We start from the raw sequence: 14,001 nt of genomic DNA, 5'->3' as shown, positions 1-14,001 counted from the left end.
ACATGTGAAGCGGTTGTCAAACCGGCGTCATCTTATTGTAAAGAATTGTTGCTGGCGGCGATTTGGCCGTGGACCGTCGGGCCATCGTGACTCGCACGGTCAGGCCTGCTAACGGCGCTGCGGTGCACGCCGCACCGCTTCATTCAAAGACCGACATGACCGACCTTTCGCTGATCCGCAATTTCTCCATCATTGCCCATATCGACCACGGCAAGTCGACGCTGGCGGATCGTCTGATCCAGTATACCGGCGGCCTTTCCGAACGCGAGATGTCCGAGCAGGTGCTCGACAACATGGACATCGAGAAGGAGCGCGGCATCACCATCAAGGCGCAGACCGTGCGCCTCGATTACAAGGGCAAGGACGGCAAGACCTACCAGCTCAACCTGATGGACACGCCCGGCCACGTCGACTTCGCCTATGAAGTCAGCCGCAGCCTTGCCGCGTGCGAAGGCGCGCTGCTGGTGGTCGACGCGGCACAAGGTGTGGAAGCGCAGACGCTGGCCAATGTCTACCAGTCGATCGAGCACGACCATGAGATTGTGCCGGTAATCAACAAGATCGATCTGCCCGCCGCCGAGCCGGAAAAGGTCAAGGCCGAGATCGAGGACGTCATCGGCCTCGACGCCAGCAATGCGGTGATGACCAGCGCCAAGTCCGGCATCGGCATCGAAGAAGTGCTCGATGCCGTGGTCGAGCGCATTCCGCCGCCGAAGGGCGACCGTACCGCGCCGCTCAAGGCTATGCTGGTGGACTCGTGGTACGATCCGTACCTCGGCGTGGTCATCCTCGTCCGCGTGATCGATGGCGTGATCAAGAAGGGACTGCAGGTCAAGTTCATGGCCGGCGGGACCGAGCACCTGATCGACCGCGTGGGCTGCATGCGCCCGAAGATCGAGACGCTCGACGAACTCGGCCCGGGCGAAATCGGCTTCATCACGGCGCAGATCAAGGAAGTGGCGCAGGCCCGCGTTGGTGACACCATCACTACGGTAAAGCAGGGCGCCAAGGAAGCGCTGCCGGGCTTCAAGGAAGTGCAGCCGGTGGTGTTCTGCGGCATCTTCCCGGTCGATGCCGCCGAGTTCGAGAAGCTGCGCGAGAGCATCGCCAAGCTGCGTTTGAACGACGCCTCTTTCAGCTTCGAAATGGAATCGAGCGCAGCATTGGGCTTCGGTTTCCGTTGCGGCTTCCTCGGATTGCTGCACCTCGAGATCATTCAGGAACGGCTCAGCCGCGAATACGATCTCGACCTGATTACCACTGCACCTTCAGTGGTTTACCGCATCCAGTTGCGCGCCAGCCGCAACGACGATGCGCGCGAGATCCTGCTGCACAATCCGGCCGATTATCCCGATCCCAGCCGCATCGAGCAGATCGACGAGCCGTGGATCAAGGGCACCATCTACACGCCCGACGAGTACCTCGGTTCGGTGCTCAAGCTGTGCCAGGACCGGCGTGGCGTGCAGACCGGGCTGACCTATGTCGGCGGGCGCGCGCAGGTGACCTACGAACTGCCGCTCAACGAAGTGGTGTTCGACTTCTATGACCGCCTCAAGTCGATCAGCCGTGGTTATGCGAGCTTCGACTACGAGCAGATCGGGTTGCGCGAGGGTGACCTCGTGAAGATGAGCATTCTCGTCAATAACGAGCCGGTCGATGCGCTGTCGATGATCGTGCACCGCAGCGCCGCCGAAGCGCGCGGGCGGCACATGTGCGAGCGGCTGAAGGACCTCATCCCGCGCCACCTGTTCAAGATTCCGGTCCAGGCGGCCATCGGCGGCAAGGTCGTCGCGCGCGAGACGATTGCCGCCATGCGCAAGGACGTTACTGCCAAGTGCTATGGCGGTGACATCACCCGCAAGAAGAAGCTTCTGGAAAAGCAGAAGAAGGGCAAGGCCCGCATGCGCGAGTACGGCAACGTCTCGATCCCGCAGGAAGCCTTCATCGCCGCGCTGCGCATGGGCGAGGAATAAGCCGCCTCACTGCTGCTGCGTTTGCATGGGCGTTGTGCCGTCAGCCGCGGAGCGATCCTCGGCTGGGGCGTTGACGGCTGTGTCCGCGCCTGTGCCAGATGGCGTGCCGGTGGGGTTGCCGTCGTAGGCACCGCCCATGCCCTGGTTCTCGGGTACGTCCTTCGCGTCCATCGGCTGCGTCGGCTTGTCGGCGGCATCGCACGCGCCGATCATCAACGCGAAGGGCAGGGCCAGCGCGCCGAGCAGGCGGAAGGTGGCAGGCTTGGGCATCTGGGACATGGTGAAACTCCGGCTTGAACGGTAGTCCAAGCCGGAGCCGCTGATTTCGTTCCGCCGGTTTGATCAGCGTGGTTGGGCTGGGCCCTTGCGATGCGGCTTGCCCTGGGGGCGCTGGCCGGCCGGGTGAGGGCGACGCGGGCCACGATGGTCTTCGCCGCGAGGACCATCATTGCGCTGGAATTTGCGCGGGCCGTCATTGCCGGTGCGACGGTTATCGCGCGCCATTTCGCGCGGGCCGTCAGGCGCGGCTTCGATGTGGATGCCGTTCTCGTCTTCGCCCTTGGGGTCGGCGGTGCGGCGTACAGCTTCGGCAAAGCGATCGGCAATGGCGCGGGGGACCTGGAACCACGTGTCGTTCGGCGCAATGCGGATCGCGCCGATCTCCTGACGCGAGACGTGACCACGTCGGCACAACGTCGGCAGGATCCAGCGCGGGTCGGCGTTCTGGCGACGGCCCACGTCCATGCGGAACCAGACCACATCGTCAAAGCCGGGGCGATGCGCAGCTTGCTTGCGGCCTTCATCCGAACTCGAAAGGAGCTCTTCCGGCTGCGGCAATGCTGCGCGGTGGGCGCGGACGAGGGCTGCGGCGAGTTCCTCGGCGCTGCGCTGTTCGAGCAGGGTGCGCGCGATGTCGAGATCGGCTTCGTCAGGCTCGACCGGTGCGAGGATCGTTTCGAGCAGGCGCTCGCGGTCTTGCGCGCGGATCGCTTCGGGAGTCGGCACATCGACCCACTCGGCGTTCACCTTGGCGCCGCGCAGCATCATTTCTACGCGGCGGCGGCGCGGGAACGGCACGATGAGCACGGCGGTGCCCTTCTTGCCGGCGCGACCGGTGCGGCCCGAGCGGTGCTGCAGCGTCTCGGCATCGCGGGGGATCTCGACGTGGACGACGAGGCTCAGGCTGGGAAGGTCAATGCCGCGCGCAGCGACGTCGGTGGCAACGCAGACGCGGGCGCGGCGGTCGCGCAGGGCCTGCAGCGCATTGTTGCGCTCGGACTGGCTGTGCTCGCCCGATAGCGCGACGGCAGTGAAGCCGCGTTCGACCAGCGTGGCGTGGAGGCGGCGGACGTTGTCGCGCGTCGCGCAGAACAGCATCGCGGTTTCGGCTTCGTGGAAGCGCAGCAGGTTGACGACGGCGGCTTCGATCTCTGCCGGGGCAACGGCGACGGCGCGATAGGCAATATCGCCATGACCGCGGTTCTCGCCAACGGTGGAGATGCGCAGCGAGTTCTTCTGGTAGCGCCGGGCCAGAGCCTCGATCGGCTTGGGCATCGTTGCCGAGAAAAGCAGGGTGCGGCGGTTTTCAGGCGTGGCGTCGAGCAGTTCCTCGAGATCCTCGCGGAAGCCCATGTCGAGCATTTCGTCGGCTTCGTCGAGCACGACGCAGGCCAGCGCCGTAAGGTCGAGCGCGCCGCGTTCGAGGTGATCGCGCAGGCGTCCCGGCGTGCCGACGACGATATGCGCGCCGCCCTGCAGCGTGCGACGTTCGCGCGACGGGTCCATGCCGCCGACGCAGGTGGCGATGCGCGCGTGGGTCGGCGCATAAAGCCACTGCAGTTCCCGGCTGACCTGCAGCGCGAGTTCGCGAGTGGGCGCGATCACCAGAGCGAGCGGTGCGGTGGCGAAGGGCAGGGCGCTTTCGTCGCCGATCAGTTCGGGCGCCATGGCCAGGCCGAACGCCACGGTCTTGCCCGATCCGGTCTGCGCCGAGACGACAAGGTCACGGCCCGCTGCTTCGGGCTCGGTCACCGCAGCCTGAACCGGCGTCAGCGCGGAGTAGCCATGCGCTGCGAGAGCCTGCGCGAGCGGGCTGGGGAGGTGTTCAAAAGACATTATCAAATCGCCATTCCTGCCGCCGAAGCGACATTGCAGTAGTGTTGGGCCAATATCGGCTGGGTGGCCGGGTGATTTCCCCGGCACGAATCGCCTCAGCCCGTTCCCACACAGTGCACGGCGATACCTGTGCGGCGGCCCCTACACGGCTTTTGTCGGTTTGGCTCGCATTTCTTTTCAAATGCGGTACTTGATTAGGCATACTAACATATGGGAAGGTGCTCCCAACGATAATCGACGCCGTTGGAGAGGGTGATGACAGACGCCGCGCAGCTTGAATCGCTTGAGGAATCCGTCCGCCGCGCACCCGCGCTGATCCGCTATCTGGGCGAGGGCGATTACGTCACCCGGCGCTATGTCTCGCAAGGCGCGGAGATGAACACCGGCGACTATTTCGACTATCCCTGCGAAGTGCGCGACGGGATGCTGATCCGCGATCGCTTCTCGCTCGACGTGCACGGATTCGTGCTGGGCAAGCATCGCTCGGCCATTGCCGACTTCCACGACAAGCCGGCGGTCGATGCGGCCTATCTGCAGGAGGTCGAAGCACTGGTTACCCGGCTTTCCGGTGCCACTCGAACCGCCGCGCAAGGCTGGATGATCCGGACTTCGGCGGACCTGTCAGAGCGGGCGAAGGAGAAGGTCGAAGGTTATCAGCATTCGGGCGGCATCCAGCCCCCGGCTGGCGAGGCGCATGTCGACTACAACGAGATCACCGGCCGACGCGCGGCGGCGCGGGTCTATGCCGACCGGTTTCCCGACGGCCCCGGCTACAGCCGCTACATCTGCTTCTCGCTGTGGCGCACGTTCTCGCCCGGGCCGCAGGACTGGCCGCTGGCCGTCTGCGACGGGCGCACGGTCAGCGACGAGGAAACCGCTTCGAACACGCTGTTCGTGGTCGACGAATTCCCTGTAGGCGATGCCCTGACCGCGCCGGTCGAGGGCGAGGACCAGATGATCGCGGCGACGATCTTCCGCCATCGCGATCGCCATCGCTGGTGGTACTTCTCGAACATGCAGGCCGATGACGTGCTGCTGTTCAAGTTCCAGGACAGCGACCATTCGGTGACCTGGCGCTGCCCGCATACGGCGTTCCACGACACCAGCCTGCCCGAAGCGAAGATTCGCGAAAGCATCGAAGTGCGCTGCATCGCCTTCTTCGAGTAAAGGCGTATTCCCCCGAGGGCCGCTTGACGCTTGCCGGTTTTGCAGACAGGCAGGCGCGCATGATCGATCCCCGCCATTTCCGTAACGTTCTGGGCACCTGGCCGACCGGTGTCTGCGTCATCACCTCGGTCGAAGCCAATGGAACCCGCCATGGGCTGGTGGTCGGATCGTTCAGTTCGATCTCGCTCGATCCGCCGCTGGTGGGCTTCTTCCCCGACAAGCGCTCCAGCACCTGGCCGAAGATCGCGGAGACTGGACGCTTCTGCGTGAACGTGCTCGGCGCCGACCAGCTCGGGCTGTGCAAGCGCTTTGCGGCGCGGGCCGAGGACAAGTTCGCCGAACTGGCGCACGATCACACGCCCTCGGGCATGCCGCTGCTGGAAGATGCGATTGCGTGGATCGATTGCACGGTGGATCGGGTCGAGGACATCGGCGATCACTATCTGGTTGTCGGCGCGGTCGAAGCGCTGGACCGGCGCGAGGAGGGGACCCCGCTCCTGTTCTTCCGCGGCCAGTATCACGACGTGACGCAACTGCCCGGTCTTTGATCTAACCGCGCTGACCCTAAAAAATGTTTGCGTTTTTGACATCCGTCAACGCGGGTGCGCGGCCTTACGCCTAGTTCTGATTTCGACGAAGCGGGAAGCAAGCCCCCCACCGGCCCACCGCCCGCTTCGGCGATTTCTCCCCAACTCGGGCGGTCCGGCTTTCCGGCCCGCCCCATTTTTTTCCGGTACGGACAGTCCTGTCGCCAAATCTTTTCGCCAATTGAACGAAAAGGTCCGGAATGATAACGAAGCGCCATGTCTTCTTGTGATACATGCGTCGTTCGCAATCGAGCCATCTGCGCCGGACTCGACAATCGCGAGATCGAAACGCTCAATTCCATCGGGCGCCGCCGTACGGTGACTGCGGGCGAACCTCTGATCTGGGAAGACGACGACTCGCTGCTCGTCGCCAACGTGATCGAGGGCGTGCTCAAACTCACCACAAGCACCGAGGACGGTCGCGAGCAGATCGTCGGCGTGGCCTACCCTTCCGATTTCATCGGTCGCCCCTTCGGCCAGACCAGCAGCGCCAGCGTCGTTGCGCTGACAGATGCCCGCGTCTGCGTGTTCTCGCGCAACGATTTTGACCGCTTCGCGCGTGAGCATCCCGAACTCGAGCACAAGCTGCTCGAACGCACCCTGGCAGAGCTTGACCGCACCCGGTCGTGGATGATGCTGCTCGGCCGCAAGAACGCGTCCGAAAAGATCGCGACGTTCCTGCTCGAGATGTCCGACCGGCTGGCGGAAACCGGTTGCACGCCTGCGTTCGGACCGGCCAGGCGCTTTTCGCTGCCGTTTTCGCGCCAGCAGGTGGCCGATGTTCTGGGCCTCACCATCGAGACCGTCAGCCGTCAGTTCACCAAGCTCAAAAACGACGGCGTGATCGAGCTGCCTTCCCGGCGCGAGGTCGAGATCCTCAACCGCGGCGCGCTGGTTGCTCTCGCTGGCTGAAGCAGCACCTGTCATTCAGACAATGAAAAAGGCCGGCCCCCGAGGGGACCGGCCTTTTTGCTGTCCGATCCCGCAGGATCAGAACGATTTGCGTACGGTCATGCCGATTTTGCGCGGCGTGCCGACGTTGTAGCCGAGGCGGGCACGGCCACCGCGTTCGCGGTCGAGCGAGAGCAGCGGCGTTTCGTTGAACAGGTTGTTGGCATAGACCAGCACCGACAGCCCGTTCTCCCAGTTCAGCCCCGCCGAGATGTTGACGAGGTTGTAGCTGGGCAGCTGGTAGGAACCGAAGCTGTAGGCTCCGGTGCCATTGGCCAGCGTGGTCGGATTGAAGAAGATCGAGTTGCTGAACGTACCCGCACCTGCTTCCTGGTCAGAAGGCTGGGTGAAGCGGTTGCCGACGTGCTGGAAGCTGGCGTTGGCCGAGAAGTCGAGGCCGTTCGAGACTTCCGTGGTGTAGCCCGCGGTGGCCGACATCTGGAACTTCGGCACTGTGGGCAGGCGGTTGCCGTCACGGATGCCCGCAATGATCGTGCCGCTTGCATCACGCACGTCGCTGTCGAACTTCGATTCGATCACCGATCCGTTGACCGCCAGCGAGAAGCCCATGCCGAGGTCGGCACCCATTTCGACTTCCACGCCCGCGGTGTGCGCCTTGGGCACGTTGAAGACGACGCGCGAGGAGCAGCTGCCGGCGTCGGCGGTGACCTGAAGGTTGCGGATGTCGTTGTAGAACGCCGCCGCATTGAAGGTCACCGGGCCGCTGGCGAGCTTCACGCCCGCTTCGTAGTTCCACAGGCTCTCGTCCTTGTAGTTCGGACGGTTGCCGTAGGTCTGCGCATCCGGGCCGTTCGCACCGCCCGAGCAGAGCGGAATGTTCAGCGGATCGTTCACGCCGCCAAGGCGGAAGCCCTTGGAGGCCTGGATATTGACCGAAAGGTCGCGGCTCGGCTGGTAGCTGACGATGAAGCGCGGGTTGAAGCCGTTGCTCTTGGTCTTGTCGCCGATGTTGCGGTCACCGTTGGCGAAGACGCCGCCCGAGATGAAGTCGCGCGATTCCTTGAAATCGTAGTAGCGGCCACCGGCGGTGAGCTTGAAATCACCGGTCTTGTAGCTGGCTTCGCCGAATGCGGCGAACTGCTCGATGTCATAAGGAATATCGGCGTTGTACGGCGAGTTCAGCGGGAAGCCGTTGGCGGCACCCGCCGATGCCCCTGCGCCGAGCGCTGCGTCAACCAGCGCGTCATAGCCCGGGGTGGGCAGGCGCTGGGCATACTTGCGGTCGATCTTGCTGTAGAAGCCACCGATCACCCACTGGAACGGACCCTTGTCAGACGAGGCGAGGCGCAGTTCCTGCGTCCAGGTCTTGAGCTTGGTGGCGTCCTTAAGGTTCGACGGCAGGTTGCCGAGCGCCGGAGCCGCGCCAAGTGCGGTGATGAACGGCGAGACCGATACCGAACCGGTCAGCGCCGAGGCATCGCGGCTGACGAGGATGTCGCGGTGGATGTAGGTGGTCACGCTGGTCACGTCGATCGTGTCAGCGATCGGGGCGGTGATCGTCAGGTCAGCAAGAGTGGTCTTGTCGCGGAAGCCTTCGCGCAGCTTCAGGTACTGCGTGTTCTCCGGCAGCGGAGCGGCGCCAGCCAGCGGGCTCTGGTAGAGATTGTAGACGTCGGCGCGGTTGAAGCCGTTGGTCTTGATGTCCTGATAGACGATGCGCGGGGTGATCTTCACGCCAGCGACGGGCTCGAACAGCATCGCGGCGCGCACGCCGTAGCGCTCGCCATCGTTGATGTTCTTGCCGGCAGCCGGGCCAACCGCGTTGATGAAGCCGGCGAAGTGCTCGCCATAGCCGACCACGCGCAGCGCGGCGTTTTCGCCCAGCGGCACGTTGACCGCGCCCTTGGCCGAATAGCCGACATCGCCGCCGTCGAGCACGTTGACGTCAGCCGCGACCTGGCCCTCGGTTGCGCCAAGCTTCGGCTGGTTGGTGATGTAGCGGACGGTGCCGCCGACTGAACCCGAACCGAACAGCGTGCCCTGCGGGCCGCGCAGCGTTTCGACGCGGTTGAGGTCGAACAGGTCGAAGTCCGGCGTGAACAGCGACAGCGAGGTGACGGATTCGTCGAGATAGATGCCGACCTGTTCCTTCACGCCCGGCTGGTCGCGGACGATCTGGCCTGCGGAAACGCCGCGTACCGAGACCTGGCTCTGGCCGGGCCCGAGGTTCTGGACGGTGAGGCCGGCGACCGAGCGCGAGATGTCCTCGATCGAGGTGGCGCCGGTCTTCTCGATGTCGGCAGCGGTCTGGGCGTTGACCGAGAACGGCACTTCCTGAATCGTCTGCGCGCGCTTGGTGGCGGTCACGACGATCTCGTTGCCGGTGCCGGCGTCTTCGGCCTGGGCATCATCGGCGGATTGGGCGAGGGCGGGGGTCGCGATCACCAGCGAGGCGACCGACGAGAGCAGAATCCTGCGAATGCGGGCTGGGTTAGCCATTGTTGTATCCTCCCAAAATGGCGCAATTGTAGTTGCACTGGCAACCTGTTCGTTGACAAGCGCTGCAGTTCCCATGCGCCAGGGCAACGGCTCGGCGCAATCAGGCTTTGGGGAAGTTCCCGCTATTCGGCCACACCTGTGGCTGCGGCGCAACAGGGTTGTAACCCCCCGAAACATGCGGATTCGTAAGTCATGCAAACAAAAAAGTGGCGGGCAGGAAACCAGCGAGGCGATCCCAGAACCTCGTGATTTCCTGCCCGCCGTCCCCGGGTCCGGCACGCGTGGGGGGTGCCGGACGGGAAGGGGATTTCGTCAGAAGCGGTAGGCGACGCCTGCGCTCAGCACCCACGGGTCAAGCGAGTGCTTGGTGGTCAGGACTTCCGTGTTCCCGGCGTAGAAATGCGCGTTGGTATCCTGGAAGTACTTCTTGGCATCGATGCTCAGGCCGAGGCCCTTGTCGTTGAGCGCGACGTCGACGCCTGCCTGCAGTGCAAAGCCGACATTGTTCGACATCTTGACCTTGGTCACGCCCAGGCCGGTGATGCTCGAACCCGGCTTTTCGCCGAAGATCAGGAACAGCGACGGACCGGCGCCGACATAGGGCTTGATGCCCTTGCCGAGCGGCAGGTGGTACTTCAGCGTCAGCGTGGCAGGCAGGACCAGCACGTGATCGACGATGTTCGTCGCGGGGGCGAGGGCGCCGACGCCGCTGACGTGGTGCTGGGTGAAGCAGCAGATGGTCTCGGCCGAGACGTTCGGGGTGAGGAAGTATTCCACCGCCAGCGTCGGGACGTAGTTGTCGTTGGCCTTGGTCTGTGCGCCGGTGGTCAGGGCGAGCGGGTCGTTCTTTACTGCGACGATCTTGCCGTCGGGCAGCACGCCGGTGCCGAGCACCTTGACCTGCAGCTTGCCCTCGGCCGAACCCGCCATTGCGGGGGCGGGTGCCAGTGCAACGGCTGCAAGCATGGCGGGCAGGGCTGCGGTAATCAGCTTCTTCATCGGTCTTGTCCTGCACCGCGGATGGCCAGCCCCTCGCTGGCCCCAGATCCTCCGCGGCTCGTCCATCCTGATGCACCGCACCGAATCGCTGCACATTGACGAAACTCAAAAATGCGAAATCGGCATCTACGACCAAAGTATGAGGCTGATTTCGCGCGATTTGACTCCGATCAATGTTCCTTCCCGCCAGTGGGTGCAGCGCGACATGCACATCACTCATGGAAGGGAAGGCTCCATGGAATCGGCACTATCGCGCTCGGGCCTCTGGCTCGTTGCGCTCCTTATCGCCGTCGCCGCCTGCGCCGCAGCCGTCGACACGGGTTTCGCAATCCATATGGGGCTAGTGGCACTGGCCTGCATCATCGGGCTGGTCGTCACGCTGCGCGGACTCGACCTCTCCAAGGCCATCATGGCCCCCGACCAGGGCCGCTATGACGACGACGTGATCCGCTGGGGCGTGATCGCGACGGTTTTCTGGGGCATGGCCGGGTTCCTCGCAGGGCTGTTCATTGCCCTGCAGCTGGCGCTGCCGGCACTGAACCTCGGTCTGGAATGGACCGCGTTCGGTCGCCTGCGCCCGCTGCACACTTCTGCGGTCATCTTCGCTTTCGGAGGCAACGCGCTGATCGCCACGTCGTTCTACGTCGTGCAGCGCACTTGCCGGGCGAGGCTGGCCTTCCCCGGCCTCGCCCGTTTCGTGTTCTGGGGATACCAGCTGTTCATCGTGCTGGCCGCCACCGGCTACCTGCTCGGCATCACGCAGGGCAAGGAATACGCCGAGCCCGAATGGTACGTCGACCTGTGGCTGACCATCGTCTGGGTCGCCTACCTCGCGGTCTTCGTCGGCACGATCGTCAAGCGCACCGAACCGCACATCTACGTCGCCAACTGGTTCTACCTGTCGTTCATCGTCACCGTGGCGATGCTGCACATAGTCAACAACCTGAACTGGCCGGTGAGCTTCGTCGGCAGCCGCAGCTACCCGATCTTCGCAGGCGTCCAGGGCGCGCTGGTGCAGTGGTGGTACGGCCATAACGCGGTCGGCTTCTTCCTCACCGCCGGCTTTCTGGCGATGATGTACTACTTCGTTCCGAAGCAGGCCGAGCGACCGGTCTATTCCTACCGCCTGTCGATCATCCACTTCTGGGCGCTGATCTTCCTCTACATCTGGGCAGGTCCGCACCACCTCCACTACACCGCGCTGCCCGACTGGGCGCAGACGCTGGGCATGGTCTTCTCGGTCATGCTGTGGATGCCGAGTTGGGGCGGCATGATCAACGGCCTGATGACGCTGAACGGCGCCTGGGACAAGGTCCGTACCGATCCGATCATCCGCATGATGGTCATGGCGCTCGCCTTCTACGGCATGAGCACCTTCGAAGGCCCGATGATGTCGATCAAGTCGGTCAACAGCCTGTCGCACTATACCGACTGGACCATCGGCCACGTCCACTCCGGCGCTCTCGGCTGGAACGGCATGATCACCTTCGCCGCAGTCTACTACCTCGTCCCGCGCCTCTGGAACCGCGAGCGCCTGTACAGCTTGCGCATGGTGAACTGGCACTTCTGGCTCGCGACCGTGGGCATCGTGTTCTACGCCGCCTCGATGTGGGTGGCAGGCATCACCCAGGGCCTTATGTGGCGCGAATACGGCGCTGACGGCTATCTGGTGAACAGCTTTGCCGAAACCGTCCTCGCGCTGAAGCCGATGTTCTTCCTGCGCGCTTTCGGTGGCCTGCTCTACCTGGCAGGGGCGGTGATCATGACGATCAACGTCTGGCGCACGATCCTCGGTCACCAGCGTGACGAGGCCGCGATGAGCGACGCCGCCTACGATCCCGAAAAGGACCGTCCGATCCTCACCGCGCCCGCCGTGGCCTGATCAGACGCATCCGGAGAAAATCCCATGACCACCATCGTGGAAAAGCACAAGAAACTGGAGCGCAACGTGACTCTCCTCGGCATCGCGGCCTTCGCTGCGGTGACTGTGGGCGGCATCGTCGAGATCGCCCCGCTGTTCTGGATCGACAACACGATCGAGAAGGTGGACGGCATGCGCCCCTACACCCCGCTCGAGCAGGCCGGACGCGACATCTATGTCCGCGAGGGCTGCTATGTCTGCCACAGCCAGATGATCCGTCCGTTCCGTGACGAGGTCGAACGCTATGGCCACTACAGTCTGGCCGCTGAATCGATGTACGACCATCCGTTCCAGTGGGGCTCGAAGCGTACCGGGCCGGACCTTGCCCGCGTCGGCAATCGCTACTCCGACGAATGGCACGTCCAGCACCTGAAAGATCCGCGCGCCGTGGTGCCGGAATCGATCATGCCGACCTACGCGCACCTTGCCGAGCATGACCTCAACCCGGGCGACATGACGGCCGAACTGCGCACGCTCTACCAGGTCGGCGTGCCCTATTCGAAGACCGACATCGAGAAGGCCAACGAGGACCTCAAGACCCAGGCCGACCCGAATGCCGACGCCAGCGATCTGCTCAAGCGCTACCCCAAGGCGCAGGCGCGTGACTTCGACGGCGATCCGACCCGTCTGACCGAGATGGACGCGCTCGTCGCCTATCTCCAGATGCTCGGCACGCTGGTCGATGTGAACGCTCCGGCGGCGCAGGAGAAGCTCGCGAAGGAGAAGGGGCGATGAGCACCCACTCCACCTACGACATGCTGCGGCACCTCGCTGACAGCTGGGGTCTCGTGGTCATGACCGGAATTTTCCTGGGGCTGTGCCTCTGGCCATTCCGTCCCGGCGCCAAGCCGCTGAACCGCGAAGTCGCGAACTCGATCTTCAAGGACGAAGACGATGTCTAATCAGAGAATTGACGACGCAACCGGCGTCGAAACCGTCGGCCACGAATGGGATGGCATCGAGGAACTGAACAATCCGCTGCCCCGCTGGTGGCTGTGGAGCTTCTACGCCTGCATCGCGTTCTCCATCGCCTATTGCGTGGTCTATCCGGCCTGGCCGATGATCGACAAGGCAACGGCAGGCACCTTCGGCTGGACCAGCCGTGGCCAGCTCGATCAGGAGATGAAGGCCGAAGCCGCCCGCAAGGCCGGTCTCATGGCCGAGCTCGACAAGGCGTCGATCGAACAGATCGCCGCCGATCCCCGCCTGCGCCGCGCCGCGATCGACGGTGGCCGCGCCGCGTTCAAGGTCAACTGCATCCAGTGCCACGGCAATGGTGCAGCTGGCAGCGCCGGCTATCCCAACCTTAACGACGATGACTGGCTGTGGGGCGGCGATGTCGCCACGATCCACCAGACCCTGATGCACGGCGTGCGACAGCCCGGCGACGACGCCACCCGCATGAGCCAGATGCCGGCTTTCGGGCGCGATGGCATCCTGACTCCGGCGCAGGTGCAGGACGTGGTCAGCCACGTCCGCGTGATCAGCGGCCAGGAAAAGCCGAGCGGCTCCTCGCAGCGCGGTGCGGAAATCTTCGCCGCCAACTGCGTGGCCTGCCACGGTGCCAATGGCGAAGGGAGCCGCGCCGTGGGGGCGCCCAAGCTCGCCGACGCGATCTGGCTCTACGGCGGTGACCGCAAGGCGCTGACCCAGACGGTGACCAATGCCCGCTACGGCGTGATGCCTGCGTGGGGCGCGCGTCTCGATCCGGTCACGGTCAAGATGCTGGCAACTTACGTCCACTCGCTGGGTGGCGGCGAGGAAGCACCTGCTCCTGCCGCTCCCGAAGCTGCTGCAGCCCCTGCTGCCGCCAAATAACCCGAAGACA

The 14,001-nt window shown here is 64.2% G+C and carries 12 protein-coding genes; 8 read left to right on the top strand and 4 right to left on the bottom strand.

Features of this window, described 5'->3' with window-relative positions; all coding sequences use genetic code 11:
• The first annotated feature begins 155 nt into the window (after nt 1-155).
• The gene (lepA, locus tag I2488_RS12635) at nt 156-1,973 is read left to right on the top strand and encodes a translation elongation factor 4 (RefSeq protein ID WP_196276172.1); all 1,818 of its coding nucleotides are present in this window, start codon (nt 156-158) and stop codon (nt 1,971-1,973) included.
• A 6-nt stretch (nt 1,974-1,979) separates the two neighbouring features.
• Here lepA and I2488_RS12630 read toward each other — a convergent pair whose 3' ends face one another.
• Nucleotides 1,980-2,252, bottom strand: a complete 273-nt coding sequence (locus I2488_RS12630; RefSeq protein ID WP_196276171.1) for a hypothetical protein — start codon at nt 2,250-2,252, stop codon at nt 1,980-1,982.
• Between the two features lie 63 nt (nt 2,253-2,315).
• Nucleotides 2,316-4,088, bottom strand: a complete 1,773-nt coding sequence (locus tag I2488_RS12625; protein WP_196276170.1) for a DEAD/DEAH box helicase — start codon at nt 4,086-4,088, stop codon at nt 2,316-2,318.
• 255 nt (nt 4,089-4,343) lie between these two features.
• Here I2488_RS12625 and I2488_RS12620 point away from each other — a divergent pair, with 255 nt between their 5' ends.
• The 3 genes from I2488_RS12620 to I2488_RS12610 all read left to right on the top strand — a co-directional run bounded on the left by I2488_RS12620 (nt 4,344) and on the right by I2488_RS12610 (nt 6,754).
• Entirely contained in the window at nt 4,344-5,255 is a 912-nt protein-coding gene (locus I2488_RS12620; RefSeq protein WP_196276169.1) for a CmcJ/NvfI family oxidoreductase, read from the top strand.
• A gap of 59 nt (nt 5,256-5,314) precedes the next feature.
• Nucleotides 5,315-5,803, top strand: a complete 489-nt coding sequence (locus tag I2488_RS12615; protein WP_196276168.1) for a flavin reductase family protein — start codon at nt 5,315-5,317, stop codon at nt 5,801-5,803.
• A gap of 255 nt (nt 5,804-6,058) precedes the next feature.
• A complete protein-coding gene (locus I2488_RS12610) occupies nt 6,059-6,754 on the top strand; it encodes a Crp/Fnr family transcriptional regulator (protein WP_196276167.1) in 696 nt (231 codons plus the stop codon).
• A 78-nt stretch (nt 6,755-6,832) separates the two neighbouring features.
• Here the strand turns inward: I2488_RS12610 and I2488_RS12605 are convergent, their stop codons facing one another.
• Both I2488_RS12605 and I2488_RS12600 read right to left on the bottom strand, forming a co-directional pair.
• Nucleotides 6,833-9,253 carry a TonB-dependent receptor gene (locus tag I2488_RS12605; protein WP_196276166.1) on the bottom strand — a complete coding sequence of 807 codons (2,421 nt, stop codon included), beginning with the start codon at nt 9,251-9,253 and terminating at the stop codon, nt 6,833-6,835.
• 312 nt (nt 9,254-9,565) lie between these two features.
• Nucleotides 9,566-10,252 (bottom strand): OmpW/AlkL family protein, encoded by a 687-nt coding sequence (locus I2488_RS12600; RefSeq protein ID WP_196276165.1) that lies wholly within the window; start codon nt 10,250-10,252, stop codon nt 9,566-9,568.
• A 235-nt stretch (nt 10,253-10,487) separates the two neighbouring features.
• Here I2488_RS12600 and ccoN point away from each other — a divergent pair, with 235 nt between their 5' ends.
• The 4 genes from ccoN to ccoP are packed head-to-tail and all read left to right on the top strand — an operon-like array spanning nt 10,488 to nt 13,991.
• Nucleotides 10,488-12,134 carry a cytochrome-c oxidase, cbb3-type subunit I gene (gene ccoN, locus I2488_RS12595; RefSeq protein WP_196276164.1) on the top strand — a complete coding sequence of 549 codons (1,647 nt, stop codon included), beginning with the start codon at nt 10,488-10,490 and terminating at the stop codon, nt 12,132-12,134.
• A 24-nt stretch (nt 12,135-12,158) separates the two neighbouring features.
• A complete protein-coding gene (ccoO, locus tag I2488_RS12590; RefSeq protein WP_196276163.1) occupies nt 12,159-12,908 on the top strand; it encodes a cytochrome-c oxidase, cbb3-type subunit II in 750 nt (249 codons plus the stop codon).
• A complete protein-coding gene (locus I2488_RS12585; RefSeq protein WP_196276162.1) occupies nt 12,905-13,075 on the top strand; it encodes a cbb3-type cytochrome c oxidase subunit 3 in 171 nt (56 codons plus the stop codon). The genes ccoO and I2488_RS12585 overlap by 4 nt, the downstream gene beginning before the upstream one ends.
• On the top strand, nt 13,068-13,991 hold the full coding sequence (gene ccoP / locus I2488_RS12580) for a cytochrome-c oxidase, cbb3-type subunit III (protein ID WP_196276161.1): 924 nt from the start codon (nt 13,068-13,070) through the stop codon (nt 13,989-13,991). The genes I2488_RS12585 and ccoP overlap by 8 nt, the downstream gene beginning before the upstream one ends.
• Nucleotides 13,992-14,001 lie beyond the last annotated feature (10 nt).

Origin of the sequence: Novosphingobium jiangmenense (assembly GCF_015694345.1) — a bacterium.
GTDB lineage: Bacteria > Pseudomonadota > Alphaproteobacteria > Sphingomonadales > Sphingomonadaceae > Novosphingobium > Novosphingobium jiangmenense.
This window is presented reverse-complemented; position numbering and strand designations above follow the sequence as displayed.